The organism is Citrobacter sp. Cc139 (assembly GCF_030334645.1).
GTDB lineage: Bacteria > Pseudomonadota > Gammaproteobacteria > Enterobacterales > Enterobacteriaceae > Citrobacter > Citrobacter werkmanii.
Genome location: NZ_JAOWDM010000092.1, coordinates 18,485 through 34,685 on the forward strand (window position 1 = coordinate 18,485; position 16,201 = coordinate 34,685).

Annotated in this window: 14 protein-coding genes and 1 tRNA gene; 5 read left to right on the top strand and 10 right to left on the bottom strand. The window is 52.1% G+C overall.

The window, feature by feature from the left end; genetic code table 11:
* The first annotated feature begins 79 nt into the window (after positions 1-79).
* From OGV69_RS19255 to ldtC, 3 genes are all read left to right on the top strand, one after another.
* On the top strand, positions 80-1,144 hold the full coding sequence (locus OGV69_RS19255; RefSeq protein WP_069323343.1) for an acyltransferase family protein: 1,065 nt from the start codon (positions 80-82) through the stop codon (positions 1,142-1,144).
* A 118-nt stretch (positions 1,145-1,262) separates the two neighbouring features.
* Complete coding sequence (gene mfd / locus OGV69_RS19260) at positions 1,263-4,709, top strand: transcription-repair coupling factor (RefSeq protein WP_069323342.1); 3,447 nt, start codon at positions 1,263-1,265, stop codon at positions 4,707-4,709.
* Between the two features lie 148 nt (positions 4,710-4,857).
* Complete coding sequence (gene ldtC / locus OGV69_RS19265; protein WP_069323341.1) at positions 4,858-5,823, top strand: L,D-transpeptidase LdtC; 966 nt, start codon at positions 4,858-4,860, stop codon at positions 5,821-5,823.
* Positions 5,824-5,910: 87 nt separating this feature from the next.
* Here the strand turns inward: ldtC and bhsA are convergent, their stop codons facing one another.
* Positions 5,911-6,168, bottom strand: a complete 258-nt coding sequence (gene bhsA, locus OGV69_RS19270; RefSeq protein ID WP_029139491.1) for a multiple stress resistance protein BhsA — start codon at positions 6,166-6,168, stop codon at positions 5,911-5,913.
* 243 nt (positions 6,169-6,411) lie between these two features.
* On the opposite strand from bhsA, the gene comR reads away from it, so the two are divergent.
* The gene (gene comR, locus OGV69_RS19275) at positions 6,412-7,047 is read left to right on the top strand and encodes a TetR family copper-responsive transcriptional repressor ComR (protein WP_038639835.1); all 636 of its coding nucleotides are present in this window, start codon (positions 6,412-6,414) and stop codon (positions 7,045-7,047) included.
* Between the two features lie 247 nt (positions 7,048-7,294).
* Positions 7,295-9,475: a TonB-dependent siderophore receptor gene (locus tag OGV69_RS19280; RefSeq protein ID WP_038639832.1), complete on the top strand. Its 2,181-nt coding sequence runs from the start codon at positions 7,295-7,297 to the stop codon at positions 9,473-9,475.
* A 57-nt stretch (positions 9,476-9,532) separates the two neighbouring features.
* Here OGV69_RS19280 and OGV69_RS19285 read toward each other — a convergent pair whose 3' ends face one another.
* The 9 genes from OGV69_RS19285 to OGV69_RS19325 form a co-directional block, all read right to left on the bottom strand.
* Positions 9,533-10,072 (bottom strand): glycine zipper 2TM domain-containing protein, encoded by a 540-nt coding sequence (locus tag OGV69_RS19285; protein WP_069323340.1) that lies wholly within the window; start codon positions 10,070-10,072, stop codon positions 9,533-9,535.
* 163 nt (positions 10,073-10,235) lie between these two features.
* A complete protein-coding gene (gene ndh / locus OGV69_RS19290; protein ID WP_038639829.1) occupies positions 10,236-11,540 on the bottom strand; it encodes an NADH-quinone dehydrogenase in 1,305 nt (434 codons plus the stop codon).
* A 235-nt stretch (positions 11,541-11,775) separates the two neighbouring features.
* Positions 11,776-12,318, bottom strand: coding sequence for an alpha/beta hydrolase YcfP (gene ycfP / locus OGV69_RS19295; RefSeq protein WP_003030817.1), 543 nt, complete (start codon positions 12,316-12,318; stop codon positions 11,776-11,778).
* Positions 12,319-12,339: 21 nt separating this feature from the next.
* Positions 12,340-13,365: a beta-N-acetylhexosaminidase gene (gene nagZ / locus OGV69_RS19300; RefSeq protein WP_069323339.1), complete on the bottom strand. Its 1,026-nt coding sequence runs from the start codon at positions 13,363-13,365 to the stop codon at positions 12,340-12,342.
* 10 nt (positions 13,366-13,375) lie between these two features.
* On the bottom strand, positions 13,376-14,200 hold the full coding sequence (thiK, locus tag OGV69_RS19305; RefSeq protein WP_069323338.1) for a thiamine kinase: 825 nt from the start codon (positions 14,198-14,200) through the stop codon (positions 13,376-13,378).
* The gene (gene lpoB, locus OGV69_RS19310) at positions 14,181-14,822 is read right to left on the bottom strand and encodes a penicillin-binding protein activator LpoB (protein WP_038639817.1); all 642 of its coding nucleotides are present in this window, start codon (positions 14,820-14,822) and stop codon (positions 14,181-14,183) included. Before lpoB ends, thiK begins: the two co-directional genes overlap by 20 nt.
* 13 nt (positions 14,823-14,835) lie before the next feature.
* The gene (locus OGV69_RS19315; RefSeq protein WP_038639814.1) at positions 14,836-15,210 is read right to left on the bottom strand and encodes a YcfL family putative periplasmic lipoprotein; all 375 of its coding nucleotides are present in this window, start codon (positions 15,208-15,210) and stop codon (positions 14,836-14,838) included.
* Between the two features lie 2 nt (positions 15,211-15,212).
* Positions 15,213-15,572, bottom strand: a complete 360-nt coding sequence (gene hinT, locus OGV69_RS19320; protein WP_003030826.1) for a purine nucleoside phosphoramidase — start codon at positions 15,570-15,572, stop codon at positions 15,213-15,215.
* Between the two features lie 437 nt (positions 15,573-16,009).
* A tRNA-Asn gene (locus OGV69_RS19325) sits at positions 16,010-16,085 on the bottom strand.
* Positions 16,086-16,201 lie beyond the last annotated feature (116 nt).

Consider the following 16,201-nt stretch of genomic DNA (forward strand, 5'->3'; position numbering starts at 1 on the left):
CAGACAGTTACGCATTACAGCGTACAGCGGGTTGCGCAGGATGGCAGGCTATAGCAAACAATATGGGTACGCTGTCTCAATGAATAAAAAAGAATTATGGATTAATCAAATCAAAGGGTTATGCATTTGTCTGGTGGTAATATATCACTCAGTCATTACGTTTTACCCACACCTCACCACCTTTCAGTATCCGCTTTCAGAGATGCTGAGCAAATGCTGGATTTACCTCAATCTGTACCTGGCGCCGTTTCGTATGCCGGTATTTTTCTTTATTTCAGGCTATTTGATCCGCCGCTACATCGATAGCGTTCCCTGGACAACCTGTGTGGATAAACGGATCTGGAGTATTGCCTGGGTACTGGTGCTATGGGGAGTGGTACAATGGCTGGCGTTAGTCTCGCTCAATAACTGGTTGGCTCCGCAACGCGATCTGACTCATGCCGCCAACGCCGCGTATGCCGGTTCAATCGCTGGCTTTACCCACGGGATGCTGACCGCCAGCACCAGCTTGTGGTATCTGTATGCGCTGATTGTCTATTTTGTGCTGTGTAAGATTTTCAACCGCTGGGCGTTACCGCTGTTGGCGCTGTTTGTCGTGCTGAGCGTGGCGATCAATTTTTTCCCCACGCCGTGGTGGGGAATGAACAGCGTGATTCGCAATCTGCCCTGGTACAGCCTCGGCGCCTGGTTTGGCGCAACGCTGATGGTATGGATCAAAGAGGTGCCTCTGCGCCGCCATACGCTCATATTTATGGTTAGCGTAGTGGCCGCTGTGGTCGCGTGGCTGGCAAATATTTCGCTACTGCTTTCCCTCCTGTCTATTGTACTGATCATGAAGCTGTTTTATCAGTTCGAGCAGCGCTTTGGTATGCGCGCATCCAGCCCGTTAAGCGTGATTGGATCTAATACTATCGCCATCTATACCACCCACCGTATTTTGGTTGAGCTGTTCAGCTTAACGCTAATCCCCAAAATCAATCATGCCGCCTGGCCTGCGTACGGCGAGTTGCTCCTGCTGCTGGTTTATCCCTTCGCCTGCCTGCTGTTGTGTACTCTGTTTGGCTTGCTGGTGCGTAAGATTTCGCAAACAACCGTTGCCGACTTGCTCTTTTCTCCACCGTCTTTATCGACGGCCTCGCGCTAATTTCAACGCGCTTTTTGCCCCCATCAGGGGGCGAATCAATTTGCTTATGAGAAACGATCACGGATAATAAAGAACATTGCTTATCAGATGTATATCTAAACGAGATCCTGACAACCGAATGCCTGAACAACATCGTTACACGCTCCCGGCCAGCGCTTCCGACCAGCGCCAGTTAGGCGAACTGACCGGCGCAGCTTGCGCGACGCTGGTCGCTGAAATTGCTGAACGTCATGCGGGTCCTGTCGTACTGATCGCGCCGGACATGCAAAATGCCCTGCGACTGCATGATGAAATTCGTCAGTTTACCGACCAGATGGTAATGAACCTGGCGGACTGGGAAACGCTGCCCTACGATAGCTTTTCCCCTCATCAGGAGATTATCTCCTCACGGCTTTCCACGCTGTATCAACTCCCTGCGATGCAGCGCGGTGTACTGATTGTGCCAGTGAACACGCTGATGCAGCGCGTCTGTCCGCACAGCTATCTGCACGGCCATGCGCTGGTGATGAAAAAAGGTCAGCGGCTTTCGCGCGACGCCCTGCGCGAACAACTGGACAGCGCGGGCTACCGCCATGTTGATCAGGTGATGGAGCACGGCGAATACGCCACGCGCGGCGCGTTGTTGGATCTGTTCCCCATGGGCAGCGAATTACCTTATCGACTGGATTTCTTTGATGATGAAATCGACAGTCTGCGTCTGTTTGATACCGACACCCAGCGCACACTGGAAGAAGTCGACGCCATTAATTTGCTGCCCGCGCATGAATTCCCGACCGATAAAACGGCGATTGAGCTGTTCCGCAGCCAGTGGCGCGATACCTTTGAAGTTAAACGCGACGCCGAACATATTTACCAGCAGGTCAGCAAAGGCACGTTACCTGCCGGGATCGAATACTGGCAGCCATTGTTTTTCAGCGAGCCGCTGCCCCCCCTGTTCAGCTATTTCCCCGCCAATACGTTATTGGTCAATACCGGCGATATCGAGACCAGCGCAGAACGCTTCCAGGCTGATACCCTGTCGCGTTTTGAGAACCGGGGTGTTGATCCGATGCGCCCGCTTCTGCCGCCACACTCGCTGTGGCTGCGCGTAGATGAGCTGTTCTCCGAACTTAAACGCTGGCCCCGTGTTCAACTGAAAACGGAGACTCTGGCGAACAAAGCCGCGAATACTAACCTCGGCTTCCAGAAGTTGCCAGATATCGCGGTTCATGCGCAGCAAAAAGCGCCGTTAGATGCGTTACGTAAATTCCTTGAAGGCTTCACCGGTCCGGTGATTTTCTCCGTTGAAAGCGAAGGTCGCCGCGAAGCGCTTGGCGAACTGCTCGCCCGTATCAAAATCGCGCCGAAGCGCATATTGCGTCTCGACGAAGCCGTCGACAATGGTCGCTATCTGATGATTGGCGCAGCCGAACACGGCTTCATTGATAGCAAACGCAACCTGGCGCTGATTTGCGAAAGCGATCTGCTCGGGGAGCGCGTGGCGCGCCGCCGCCAGGATTCTCGTCGCACCATCAATCCTGATACGTTAATTCGTAACCTCGCCGAACTGCATCCCGGTCAACCGGTGGTGCACCTGGAGCACGGCGTTGGCCGTTATGCCGGGATGACCACGCTGGAAGCGGGCGGTATCACCGGCGAGTACCTGATGCTCACCTACGCCAACGACGCCAAACTGTACGTGCCTGTGTCATCGTTGCACCTGATCAGCCGTTACGCTGGCGGCGCGGAAGAAAATGCGCCACTACATAAACTGGGCGGCGATGCCTGGTCTCGTGCCCGCCAGAAAGCCGCTGAGAAGGTGCGTGATGTAGCGGCAGAACTATTGGATATCTATGCTCAGCGTGCGGCGAAAGAAGGCTTTGCCTTTAAGCATGATCGTGAGCAGTACCAGCTGTTTTGCGACAGTTTCCCGTTTGAAACTACGCCCGATCAGGCGCAGGCGATCAATGCGGTGCTCAGCGATATGTGCCAGCCGCTGGCCATGGACCGCCTGGTGTGTGGCGATGTCGGCTTTGGTAAAACCGAAGTCGCGATGCGCGCCGCCTTCCTCGCCGTAGAGAACCACAAGCAGGTGGCCGTGCTGGTTCCGACTACCCTGCTCGCTCAGCAGCACTTCGACAACTTCCGTGATCGCTTTGCCAACTGGCCGGTACGTATTGAAATGCTGTCCCGTTTCCGTAGCGCCAAAGAGCAAGCGCAAATTCTGGAGCAGGTGGCCGAAGGGAAAATCGATATTCTTATCGGCACCCACAAACTGCTGCAAGCGGACGTGAAGCTAAAAGATCTGGGCCTGCTGATTGTCGATGAAGAGCACCGTTTTGGCGTTCGTCATAAAGAGCGCATCAAAGCAATGCGCGCGGATGTCGATATCCTGACGCTGACGGCAACGCCTATTCCGCGTACGCTCAATATGGCGATGAGCGGCATGCGCGATCTGTCGATCATCGCCACGCCTCCTGCCCGTCGTCTGGCGGTGAAAACCTTTGTGCGTGAATATGACAATCTGGTGGTTCGCGAGGCTATCCTGCGTGAAGTTCTGCGCGGGGGGCAAGTTTATTATCTGTTTAACGACGTCGAAAATATCCAGAAAACCGCTGACAGATTAGCGGAACTGGTGCCGGAAGCGCGTATTGGTATCGGCCACGGTCAAATGCGCGAGCGCGAATTGGAACGCGTGATGAACGATTTCCACCATCAGCGCTTTAACGTTCTGGTATGTACCACTATTATCGAAACCGGGATCGACATCCCGACCGCCAACACCATTATCATCGAACGCGCCGATCACTTTGGTTTGGCGCAATTACACCAGTTGCGCGGCCGTGTGGGACGTTCACACCATCAGGCGTACGCCTGGCTGCTGACGCCGCATCCAAAAGCGATGACCACCGACGCGCAAAAGCGCCTGGAAGCCATCGCCTCGCTGGAAGATTTGGGCGCTGGCTTTGCGCTGGCGACCCACGACCTTGAAATTCGCGGCGCCGGGGAACTGCTGGGTGAAGATCAGAGTGGTTCCATGGAAAGCATCGGCTTCTCGCTGTATATGGAGCTGCTGGAAAATGCTGTCGATGCGCTCAAAGAGGGACGCGAACCGTCGCTGGAAGATCTCACCAGCCAGCAAACCGAAGTTGAACTGCGCATGCCGTCACTGCTGCCGGATGACTATATTCCCGATGTCAACACGCGACTGTCGTTCTACAAACGTATTGCCAGTGCGAAAGGCGAAAACGAGTTGGAAGAAATTAAGGTCGAGCTGATAGACCGTTTTGGTCTGCTGCCCGACCCGGCCCGTACGTTGCTGGATATTGCCCGGTTACGCCAACAGGCGCAGAAACTGGGCATCAGAAAGCTTGAAGGCAATGAAAAAGGCGGCACGATTGAGTTTGCAGAGAAAAACCACGTTAACCCGGTGTGGCTGATTGGTTTACTGCAAAAACAGCCGCAGCACTTCCGTCTGGACGGTCCAACCCGGCTGAAATTTATGCAGGATCTGAGCGAGCGTAAAACGCGAATCGACTGGGTACGCCAGTTTATGCGCCAACTTGAAGAAAACGCCGTAGCATAGTGAGCAGGCCGGGAGCGCACATAACGCTCCCGGCCGGTGAATTTACAAACTCTTTGCACTTCCCTGCACTTCCCGACACAGCAAACGGCCATAATTCTTGTTTACTTTTACATAATAAAAACCACGTAAAAACAATGGATTTATGGTGATGTTAAACAATAAACAACTCTCTCGCTGGTTAGCGTTTTTTACGCTTGCAGCGACCTTCGCGTTAGCCCTTCCGGCTCAGGCAAACACCTGGCCGCTGCCGCCGCCGGGAAGCCGTCTGGTGGGACAGAATGCCGTTCACGTTGTCGAAGACAATGGCGGTTCTCTCGAAGCTATTGCGAAAAAATACAACGTCGGCTTTTTAGCGCTGCTGCAGGCCAACCCCGGCGTTGATCCTTTCGTGCCTCGTCCTGGCAGCGTTTTGACTATCCCATTGCAAACCCTGTTACCGGATGCACCGCGCGAAGGTATTGTCATCAACCTCGCCGAATTGCGTCTTTATTATTACCAGCCGGGGACAAATTCGGTGACCGTATATCCTATTGGCATTGGCCAGTTAGGTGGTGATACGCTGACGCCCACCATGGTAACCACCATTTCCGATAAACGCGCTAATCCCACCTGGACGCCTACGGCAAATATCCGCGCGCGCTATAAAGCAAACGGCATCGATCTTCCTGCCGTTGTCCCTGCCGGGCCAGATAACCCGATGGGCCATCACGCAATTCGCTTAGCCGCATACGGCGGTGTTTATCTGCTGCACGGCACCAATGCTGATTTTGGTATCGGTATGCGCGTCAGTTCCGGCTGTATTCGTCTGCGCGACGGTGATATTGAAACCTTGTTCCGTCAAGTGAAGCCAGGAACCAAAGTCAATATCATTAACACGCCGATCAAAGCCTCAGTCGAACCTAACGGCATGCGGCTGGTGGAAGTGCACCAGCCGCTGTCAGAAAAGATCAATGATGACCCGAAACTGCTGCCGATCGTGTTGAACGCCGCAATGCAGACCTTTAAGAATGCGGCGCAAACGGACCCTGCCGTCATGGAACATGCGATGGAGATTCGCTCAGGCATGCCGGTCGATGTCACCCGTCATCACGATGTGGCTCAACAACCGATGTAAACATTCCCCATAAAAAAAACCCCCGCTGGATTTTATTCCGCGGGGGTTTTTTATTTAACTCGCAGTGGCATTGCGATGGGTTAAATCTTATTTGTAGATAACGGCAGTCCCGTGAAGGGTGTTAGGACCGGTAACGGAAGTAATACGGAAAGACTTCGCGCCCATCTCATCCGCTTTCTGCGCCAGTTGATCTTCCAGAGAACCTAAGTTCGTCCCCGCATTTGCAGAGATCGTACCAACTTTCTGTTGACCTGCAGGCGTGGCCTGAACTTCAACAGCGGCGAAGCTGGCAAATGACAGTGAGCTAAGAACAGCAGCAACAAACAGAGTTTTTACGTTTTTCATAATAGTGACCTTTTGCAGATGAATGGGTGTCGTAATGATTAACTTAACGATCGATAGGTAAATCATAGATGTGATCCAGGTCACACGTCAACATTTTTTTATAATGATCGTTATATAAAAGATAAAGACCTTATTTTTCATGCTAATAGCTATAAATTATTTTTATCGCTAATCCGCTGGAGTGTGGGGGGGAATATTTTTATAATGATTATTCAATAAACCCAACAAAGGTACATCGGCGCCATGACAACTGAAACGACAGGTTGTGCAAAAAAAAGCCGTGGCCGACCAAAAGTGTTCGACAGGGAAGCCGCGCTTGATAAGGCCATGACACTCTTCTGGCAGCACGGATATGAAGCGACATCGCTCGCCGATCTCGTGGAAGCAACGGGTGCGAAAGCGCCCACGCTGTATGCGGAGTTTACCAACAAGGAAGGGTTGTTTCGTGCCGTGCTGGACCGCTATATAACTCGCTTCGCGGCGAAACACGAAGCTCAGCTGTTTTGCGAAGAAAAAAGCCTTCAGTCAGCACTGGAAGACTATTTCACCGCCATAGCGACCTGCTTTACCAGTAAAGATACTCCGGCAGGATGTTTTATGATTAATACGTCCGCGACGCTGGCGGCCTCTTCCCGCGAGATCGCACACACGGTGAAATCACGCCATGCGATGCAGGAACAGACGCTTACCCAGTTCCTTCGTCAGCGCCAGCAGCGTGACGAAATTCCGGCCCACTGCGACGTGCAAAAGCTGGCCGAATATCTGAACTGCATTTTACAGGGTATGTCGATTAGCGCCCGTGAAGGCGCGTCATTTGAGAAACTGATGCAGATCGCACACACCACCCTGCGACTGTGGCCCGAACTCATCAAAGCTTAATCCTTTCCTCTCTCTTCCACGAACAGATGACACCGCCGGGGGCTAAAAACCCTCGGTTTTTTGTACCAATAACCCTTCATTCCTTATTGTTTTCATCGCATTAGCAGATCTTTTTTAAAAAATGTATTGATAACGACAATTATTATCAGCAATATTCGCATTTGTTTTAACACCTGTTTCCCAATGTAACTATCGGTTTCTCTACCGCAATAACAAAAACAGACCGACTTTTTTAAAAGGAATACAAATGCATAAGCGTCTCTGGGTGCTCAATCCGCTCTTATTATCCTTAACCCTACCGGCTATCGCAGCGGAGGAAGAGAATCTCATCGTCAGCGCTAACCGCAGCCAACGCACCGTGGCAGAAATGGCGCAAACGACTTGGGTTATTGAAGGAAGCGAAATTGAACAGCAAGTTCAGGGTGGTAAAGAGTTCAAGGATGTTCTTGCTCAGTTAATCCCCGGAATTGATGTCAGCAGTCAGGGACGAACCAATTACGGCATGAACATGCGCGGTCGCGCCATCGTAGTATTGATAGACGGTGTCCGTCTGAATTCCTCCCGTACCGACAGCCGTCAACTTGACTCCATTGACCCGTTTAACATTGCTCATATTGAAGTCATCTCAGGGGCAACATCCTTGTATGGCGGAGGAAGTACCGGCGGTTTGATCAACATCGTCACCAAAAAAGGTCAGCCTGAACGTGAAGTCGAACTCGAACTGGGCAGTAAAAGCGGGTTTAATAACAGTAACGATCATGACGAACGCGTCGCCGCCGCGGTGAGTGGAGGAACCGATCGTGCATCCGGTCGTATGTCCGTCGCGTATCAACGGTTTGGTGGTTGGTATGACGGCAACCACGATGCTCTGCTGCTGGATAACACCCAAACCGGCCTGCAGCATTCCGATCGTCTGGACGTGATGGGCACCGGGACGATTGAGCTGGATGATAACCGTCAATTACAACTGGTTACCCAGTACTACAAGAGCCAGGGGGATGAAGATTACGGGCTGGATCTCGGCGAGAACATGTCCGCCGTGACCGGAAACGGTAAAGCTTATACCAGCAGCGGACTGAACTCCGATCGTATTCCCGGCACCGAGCGCCATCTGATCAGTCTGCAGTATTCCGATGCAGATTTCTTTGGTCAGAACCTGGTCAGTCAAATCTATTACCGCGACGAATCGCTAAAATTCTACCCCTTCCCTACGCTGAGCAAAGGCAAGGTCACCAGTTTCTCCGCCTCACAGCAGGATACCGACCAGTTCGGTGCCAAAATTACCCTCAACAGCCAGGTGATGGATGACTGGGAACTGACGTGGGGTATCGATGCGGATCATGAAACCTTCGATTCCAATCAGAAATTCTTCGATCTGGCTTACTCTCTGCCCTCCGGTGGCATGGACAACCGTACCGCTTATACTACCGGCCGTTATCCTGGTTACAGCATCACCAACTTCGCGCCTTTCCTGCAAAACAGCTATGACATAAACGATATCTTCACTCTCAGTGGCGGCGTACGCTATCAATGGACCGAAAACAGGGTTGATGATTTCGTTGGCTATGCCCAACAGCAGGGAATCGCGACGGGCCTTGCAAACTCCGCGGATACCATTCCGGGCGGCAAAACCGATTACGATAACTTCCTGTTTAACGCCGGGATCCTCGCCCACCTGACTGAGCGCCAGCAAACCTGGTTTAACTTCTCTCAAGGCGTTGAGCTTCCGGATCCGGGGAAATATTACGGTAACGGCACCTATTCTCTGGTTGGCGATCATTATCAACTTCTGCGCAGCGTCAACGTGGCGGATTCTCGCCTGGAAGGGATTAAAGTTAACTCGTACGAGCTGGGATGGCGTTACACGGGCGATAACCTGCGCACGCAACTGGCTGCTTATTACTCCACTTCGGATAAATCGATCGTTATCAACCGCAGTGATATGACCATAAACGTACAGCCCGACGATCGTCGGATTTATGGTCTGGAAGGTGCGGTAGATTATTTCATCGCCGATACTGACTGGAGTCTGGGCGGCAACTTCAACGTCATTAAATCCGAAGTGAAACAAAACGGTAAATGGCAGAAATGGGATGTCACTCTGGCTTCACCATCTAAAGCAACCGCATGGGTCGGCTGGGCGCCTGAACCGTGGTCGCTGCGTGTACAGAGCCAGCAAACATTTGATCTGAGTGACGCCAGCGGCAATAAGCTGGACGGCTATAACACCATGGACTTTATCGGCAGCTACCAGCTCCCATTAGGTAAGCTGACCTTCAGCGTGGAAAACCTGCTGAATGAAGAGTACACCACGCTATGGGGACAACGTGCGCCACTGCTGTACAGCCCAACTTATGGCAGCCCGTCACTGTATGAATACAAGGGCCGGGGTCGTACCTTTGGTCTGAACTACGCCTTAACCTTCTGATAAAAAAAGCCCCCCAGCCTGAGCGAATGGGGGGCTAATGTTCAGGATAATGCTATTTTACGCTTTGTTATTCAGTACCAACTGTCCGTTCTTATCCAACGGAATTTGCGCGCCGGGGTCCTTATCCATACGAATTTTCCCCTGCTGATCGCCAATTTTGTACGTCACGTCGTAGCCCAGCATTTTTTCTGATTTGTCATACACCGTTTTACAGCGCTGCTGCGTGGTGGTGTACGTATCATTTTCTTGCATCGAACCCTGGATCTGGTTACCGGCATAGCCGCCGCCTAATGCACCCGCTACGGTGGCAATATCTTTACCGCGTCCGCCACCAAACTGATGGCCGATAACACCGCCAGCTACGGCACCCAGCACAGAACCCGCGATACGGTTTTCATCTTGCACCGGCTTGCGGTGCGTGACCGTCACGTTCCGACACTCCTGACGTGGCGTTTTTACCGATTCTTTAATCGGTGTTGCAGAGACAACTTGTGCATACTGTGGGCCACGCTCGAAAACGTTAAGACTGGCCACCGCTGCAACACCCAGCGCAGCAGCTACGCCAATCCCTATACCCGCCAACATTGATTTATTCACGGGACTTCCTCCTTTTTTGCTATTAGCAACAACTTTGCAACAGAAGGTAAGGAATGCCAATCAGATTACGGATGAAAATAGCGGAAGGCAGGGATAAAACGAGATGATTCAGAGAACTCTGAAGGAAGGCGTCGGATGCGTTGTCCGACGCCTGAGGTCAATATTAATGCAGTTTCAGACGCGGACGAATCACCCGGTTAATACTGCCGACCAGCATCATCAGGCCGGTTTTGAAGTAACCATGCAGCGCAATCTGATGCATACGATACAGTGAAATGTAGACAAAGCGCGCAATACGGCCTTCTACCATCATTGAACCGCGCGTGAGGTTGCCCATCAGGCTACCGACGGTAGAGAAGTTAGAAAGCGAGACCAGAGAACCGTGATCTTTGTACTGATACGCTTTCAACGGCTTGCCGTTCATCTGCGCCAGGATATTGTTCATCGCGCAGGTCGCCATCTGGTGCGCAGCCTGAGCGCGCGGCGGCACAAATCCACCTTCCGGACGCGCGCAGGAAGCGCAGTCGCCAATCGCATACACGTCAGGATCGCGTGTGCTTTGCAGCGTCGGCTCAACCACCAGTTGGTTAATCCGGTTAGTTTCCAGACCGCCAATATCCTTCATAAAGTCTGGCGCTTTGATCCCTGCGGCCCACACCATCAGGTCAGCCTCAATGTATTCGCCATCTTTGGTATGCAACCCGCCTTCGTCAGCGCTGGTTACCATCGTCTGCGTCAGTACGCGTACGCCCAGTTTGGTTAACTCATTGTGCGCGGCGCTGGAAATCCGCGGCGGCAATGCCGGCAGGATACGCTCACCGGCTTCAACCAACGTAACGTTCAGCGCGTCATTGGTCAGTCCTTTATAGCCATAACTGTGCAGCTGTTTAACCGCATTGTGCAGTTCCGCGGAGAGTTCAACCCCCGTCGCGCCGCCGCCGACAATGGCAATATTCACTTTACCGTTAACGCCCAGATTCGCGGAATACTTGAGGAACAGATTCAGCATCTCCTGGTGGAAACGACGCGCCTGATGCGGGTTATCAAGGAAAATACAGTTCTCTTTGACGCCCGGCGTGTTGAAATCGTTGGACGTACTGCCCAGCGCCATCACCAGCGTGTCATACGGCACTTTACGCTCAGGAACCAGCAGATCGCCCTTCTCATCTCGCAGCTCAGCGATAGTAATGGTCTTCGCTTCGCGATCGATATCAACCACCGAGCCCAACTGGAACTGGAAGCCATGGTTACGGGCATGCGCCAGATAGCTCAGCGCATCCACACCTTCATCCAGAGAACCGGTCGCCACTTCATGCAGTAACGGTTTCCATAAATGGCTGTGGTTTCTGTCCACCAGCGTAATTTTGGCCTTTTTCTTACGCCCCAGCTTTTTACCCAGCTGCGTCGCCATTTCCAGTCCGCCAGCACCGCCGCCGACAATCACGATCCTTTTCAATGGTGTAGTCAACGTGACCCCCTCAAATTTATTAACCAATTGTTAATTAAAAGTTATTGGCATAGCCTTTAATTAACAACAAGTTACGATAATGAAAATGTCCTTCGAGAGTGAGAATAACACGAACGGTGCATTGGTCATACCAAAATTGATGTGCATCAAGTTTTGATGCTGAAAAGATAGACAACCCAAAGGTTAAGGACAAAAAAACCAGCCCGAAAGCTGGTTTTTTAGACGCTCATCAGGCTTAACCTAACGTCTTGAACGCCTTAATGCGCTGCAAATGCGGGGAGATATTTTTAAACTTATGCGTCTGCTCTTCGTCCCAGACGATCTCATAAAAATGATGCAGCTCTTCTGACGAGCGCTGACTGTTCAGTGCTTCATCATGGCGAGAGAGGATCACCAGGCAACGATCGCGGTTCTTTTCACGAAAATTGGTCACGCATTTTGTCGCAATGTCAGCATACTCTTCAGGTCTGTCGATTTTCCCTTCCATATTCTCATATGGGAACAGGTTAGGATTAAATACCACCTGACGAATATCACACAGGAAACCAATGCGTTCTGCCCAATATCCCCCCAGCCCGACGCCACAAATCAGCGGACGATCGTCCACATTAAGCTGCAACATTTTGTCCACTTCTTTTAGCAGATGCTGCATATCATGTTTAGGATGCCGCGTACTGTAGCTAATCAGCCTGACATCCGGGTCGATAAATTGCAGCTGCAACACCTTCTCGTGGTTGCCCGGACTATTAGAGTCAAAACCGTGTAAATAGATAATCATCGCATCCTCGCCAAACGTGCGTTAATGACCTGCTTTCTCTTCCTGCCAGCGCTCATGAAGCTGGTTGAGCTGGGCGCTTACCGTCTTCCAGCGTGTCGAGTCCATCAGTTCCTGACGTGAAAATGAACCTTTATGATACAAACGTGTAACACGTTCTGCATTGATCGGCGACAGATTATCTAACACACTGACCGCTCCCTTACGATTATTGCAGACCAGGATCATATCGCAACCAGCATCCAGCGATGCCTGCCCACGCTCGGCGTAGCTTCCCATAATCGCCGCACCTTCCATCGACAGATCGTCAGAGAAAATAACGCCGTCGAAGCCAAGCTCCTGACGCAGTACCGTCTTCAACCAGTGAGGCGAACCACTCGCCGGACGCGGATCAACATCGCTGTAAATAACGTGCGCAGGCATAATGGCATCGAGTTTGTTTTCCGTAATTAACGTCCGGAACACGGACATATCCTTCGCACGAATCTCTGCTTCTGAACGTGGATCGGTTGGCGTTTCTTTGTGCGAATCCGCCGTCACAGCGCCATGCCCGGGGAAGTGTTTACCGGTGGTCTTCATGCCAGCGGCATGCATACCGTCAATGAAACGGGTCGCCATCGCCAACGCTTTCAGCGGATCGGCATGGTAAGAGCGCTCGCCAATCGCTGCGCTGATATGTCCCACGTCCAGAACCGGTGCAAAACTAATATCAATATCCATGGCGATCATTTCGCTGGCCATCAGCCAGCCGGCGTCCTGAGCCAGTTTGCCGCCCTCTTCCAGACCGTGTAGCGCGGCAAAAGATTGGGCCGCAGGCAGGCGGGTAAAACCTTCGCGAAAACGCTGCACGCGACCGCCTTCCTGATCAACCGCCACGACCAAATGATTACGTGACGCGCTACGGATCTGGCGCACTAACTCACGCAACTGTTCCGGGTCATGATAATTTCGGGTAAAGAGAATCAACCCACCTACCAGCGGATGCGCCAGAATCTCTCGCTCTTCAGCGTCCAGCTCATACCCTTCGACATCCAACATTACTGGGCCCACACTGCTCTCCTCATCCTTTCATTGTTAGCTGCCGCCAGGTTTCATCGGCCAGCCTGATAAATTGTTGATCGCCGGTTTGTCGCCAGCGATACTCAAACCACCCCGCTTTTAGCATGATTACCCAGGGTCGCCATCGCCTGACCTGTCGCCACAAAACGGTTGGCTCAATGCGTGCTCGTCGGCCATAGGCGCTGACCAGCTGTTGGTGCTGGAGTTCATCACTGACCCACACCGCCGCCAGCTCGAGGGCGATATCGCCGTCTCCGGCATATTCCCAGTCAATCAGCCGCAACCCTGACGCCCCGCGCACGATGTTGTCACCGTGGACATCCATATGCAGCGGCCCCAGCCGCAAAGGTCGGGGCTCGCCGCTTTTTCTTAGCCGCTTCAGCGCTCGTAACCAATGTGGTGTACGACGCGCCGGATCACCGCACTGCCAGTACTGTTCGAGTAACGGCAGCAGACTGATTCGCCAGCCCAGTCGGGGTTGCTGATGCAGATAATACAATAAGTCAGCAAGTTCGTCGGCGTCCGGTAATCTGGATTCTACCTTACCCTGAAAAAAGTCGACTGCCATCCAGCCACGCGTATAAAAACGAGGTCGGGGCGCAAGATTTTCCGGTAGGTGTTTTAAGGCATGATATTGGCGCAGAAAATGCGATTCCGGCGCGTCGGGGTCGTGATGACAGCGCAGCACTAAACGGTGGGTCTGATATTCGATAATGCAGCTCCCGCCGCTCAGGCCGTGGTGGCTGGCTACGACGGGATGATACTGCGGAAAGTAGCGCGACAGCACTTCATCGCGCGTCAGTCTGTTATTGTTGCTGAACGGCACCTTTACCTGACCAGATTATCTCGCCAGTTTGTACCAGCATTAATTGCATTTGCAGTGCCGGCGAATTGACGTTGCCAGATGCGCTGGAGTAGAGCACATACTGCGCACCAACGTTACGGGCAATACCAATCGCTTTGCTGCGCGTTCCAAGGCTATCGTTCGGCGACAGACCTAACTGCTGCTTGGCGACAGCCAGTTGCTGGGCGGAAACCAGGGTAAATTTGCCGTTATTCGCCAGCGCGTTACGTAAGGTTTCAGTCGCTTCGCCAGCGTTCAACGAGCCGTTGGTACGATTATTCACGCTATCAACCAGCAGAACACCACCCGCTTTGACACCATCGGCCTGCAGCATTTTACCTACCATCGGCTGCATTGCGCTGTTCCAGTCGTAGTGACGTTGGCGCGGTGTTGGCTGCGCCGTTTGATCCTCGTGTTCGATCGGACCCGGCTGCTGCGGTATACTTGGCACCGTTGGTACTACTGGTACTGGCTGTTGCGGCTGCGCGGGCTGTTCCGGTACCGGCTTCACTTCCTCTACCGGCGCGGGTTCACGTTGAGCCACACACCCAGAAAGAAACATCGCCAGCGCGGCAAGCAATGCGTAGCGATTCATTTTGATCATCAAGATTCACCCCTTACAAATATAGATAAAGTCTAACCTTGTGCGCCCCCAGATAATTGGCGCTGCCGTACAGTGTGACCGACGAATGAGCCGGGATAGTCACGCTGCGTGGCGCTTCCAGAGGATGCATCTCCAACCCTCTGGCGTCATACCAGTAAAACCGATAATGCACGGTGACGGATTCTTGTCTTTCGTTATAGAGTCGCGAGGATGCTGAGGCCTGAATATCAGATGTTGTTAACACGGGCTGTTCTGCGGTTATGCCCGCCGCCAGAATCGTTGATTCCATCACCAGAGACTGTTCATCACTGACCGGAATTTCGGGGTGTGAGCGACAGCCTGCCAGCAACAGCAAGCCCAGTGAAAGTGCAATGCATCCTCTGGTCATGCTTAAAGACCTTTATGTGCGAGCATTGGACCAAGCGCACGTCCACCCAACAGGTGCATATGAATGTGATACACCTCCTGGCCGCCGTGACGATTGGTATTCATGATTAAACGGTATCCATCCGCAGCAATACCTTCCTGCTCCGCGATTTTCGCCGCAACGGTAATCATTCGGCCCAGCGCCTGCTCATGTTCTGCCGTCACATCGTTGACGGTGGGGATCAGGATATTAGGGATGATCAGAATATGCGTAGGTGCCTGAGGGGAAATATCACGAAACGCTGTGACCAGTTCATCCTGGTACACGATATCCGATGGAATTTCACGACGGATAATTTTGCTGAATATAGTTTCTTCTGCCACGACGTTTTCCTTTTTCATTAACAGCCCAAGCGTTATGCCATGCTACGCCGGGTAACACTGCGAGTATAGAGTATGAGCGAGTTACTCACGCTCTTTCAACTTTAACCCTCGATTTTTTAAGCAAAAACCCTGGTCAGCGCCGCTCTTATAACCATTTCCCTATGCTATCGCTTAAGCATAGTACTGAAACGATGCTTCATTTGTGCCGTATCATCTGTATGCGTATGGAATGTTAGTGGTTATAGAGAATCTCAATGATTCTCCCATAGAGAGGGATTACGTGGAGCAATCAACTGGCGTGCTAATCGCCGGTACTCAGTGTGGAAAAACAACACTGTATAACTCAACTCAAAAAGCAGCTCGCCAGGTAACTGCGCCTGGCAGCCAAACAAAAGCAAAAAAAGCCCGCTTAGTTTCCTAAGCAGGCTTTTTAAATTTGGCTCCTCTGACTGGACTCGAACCAGTGACATACGGATTAACAGTCCGCCGTTCTACCGACTGAACTACAGAGGAATCGTTGTGGAGGCTAATCTTAGCGGCGAAATTTTTTTTGTCAAACCCCATTTTCCTGAATAACGCTCAATTGATGCTTCTCTCGACAGTTTGTTGCATTTGCAGACATTTTAAAT

Bases quoted from the DNA above. Each gene is read 5' to 3' on its own strand.
- OGV69_RS19255 (WP_069323343.1), top strand. From the start codon at position 80: ATGAATAAAAAAGAATTATGGATTAATCAAATCAAAGGGTTATGCATT.
- mfd (WP_069323342.1), top strand. From the start codon at position 1,263: ATGCCTGAACAACATCGTTACACGCTCCCGGCCAGCGCTTCCGACCAG.
- ldtC (WP_069323341.1), top strand. From the start codon at position 4,858: ATGTTAAACAATAAACAACTCTCTCGCTGGTTAGCGTTTTTTACGCTT.
- bhsA (WP_029139491.1), bottom strand. From the start codon at position 6,168: ATGAAAAACGTAAAAACTCTGTTTGTTGCTGCTGTTCTTAGCTCACTG.
- comR (WP_038639835.1), top strand. From the start codon at position 6,412: ATGACAACTGAAACGACAGGTTGTGCAAAAAAAAGCCGTGGCCGACCA.
- OGV69_RS19280 (WP_038639832.1), top strand. From the start codon at position 7,295: ATGCATAAGCGTCTCTGGGTGCTCAATCCGCTCTTATTATCCTTAACC.
- ycfP (WP_003030817.1), bottom strand. From the start codon at position 12,318: ATGATTATCTATTTACACGGTTTTGACTCTAATAGTCCGGGCAACCAC.
- lpoB (WP_038639817.1), bottom strand. From the start codon at position 14,822: ATGATCAAAATGAATCGCTACGCATTGCTTGCCGCGCTGGCGATGTTT.
- OGV69_RS19315 (WP_038639814.1), bottom strand. From the start codon at position 15,210: ATGACCAGAGGATGCATTGCACTTTCACTGGGCTTGCTGTTGCTGGCA.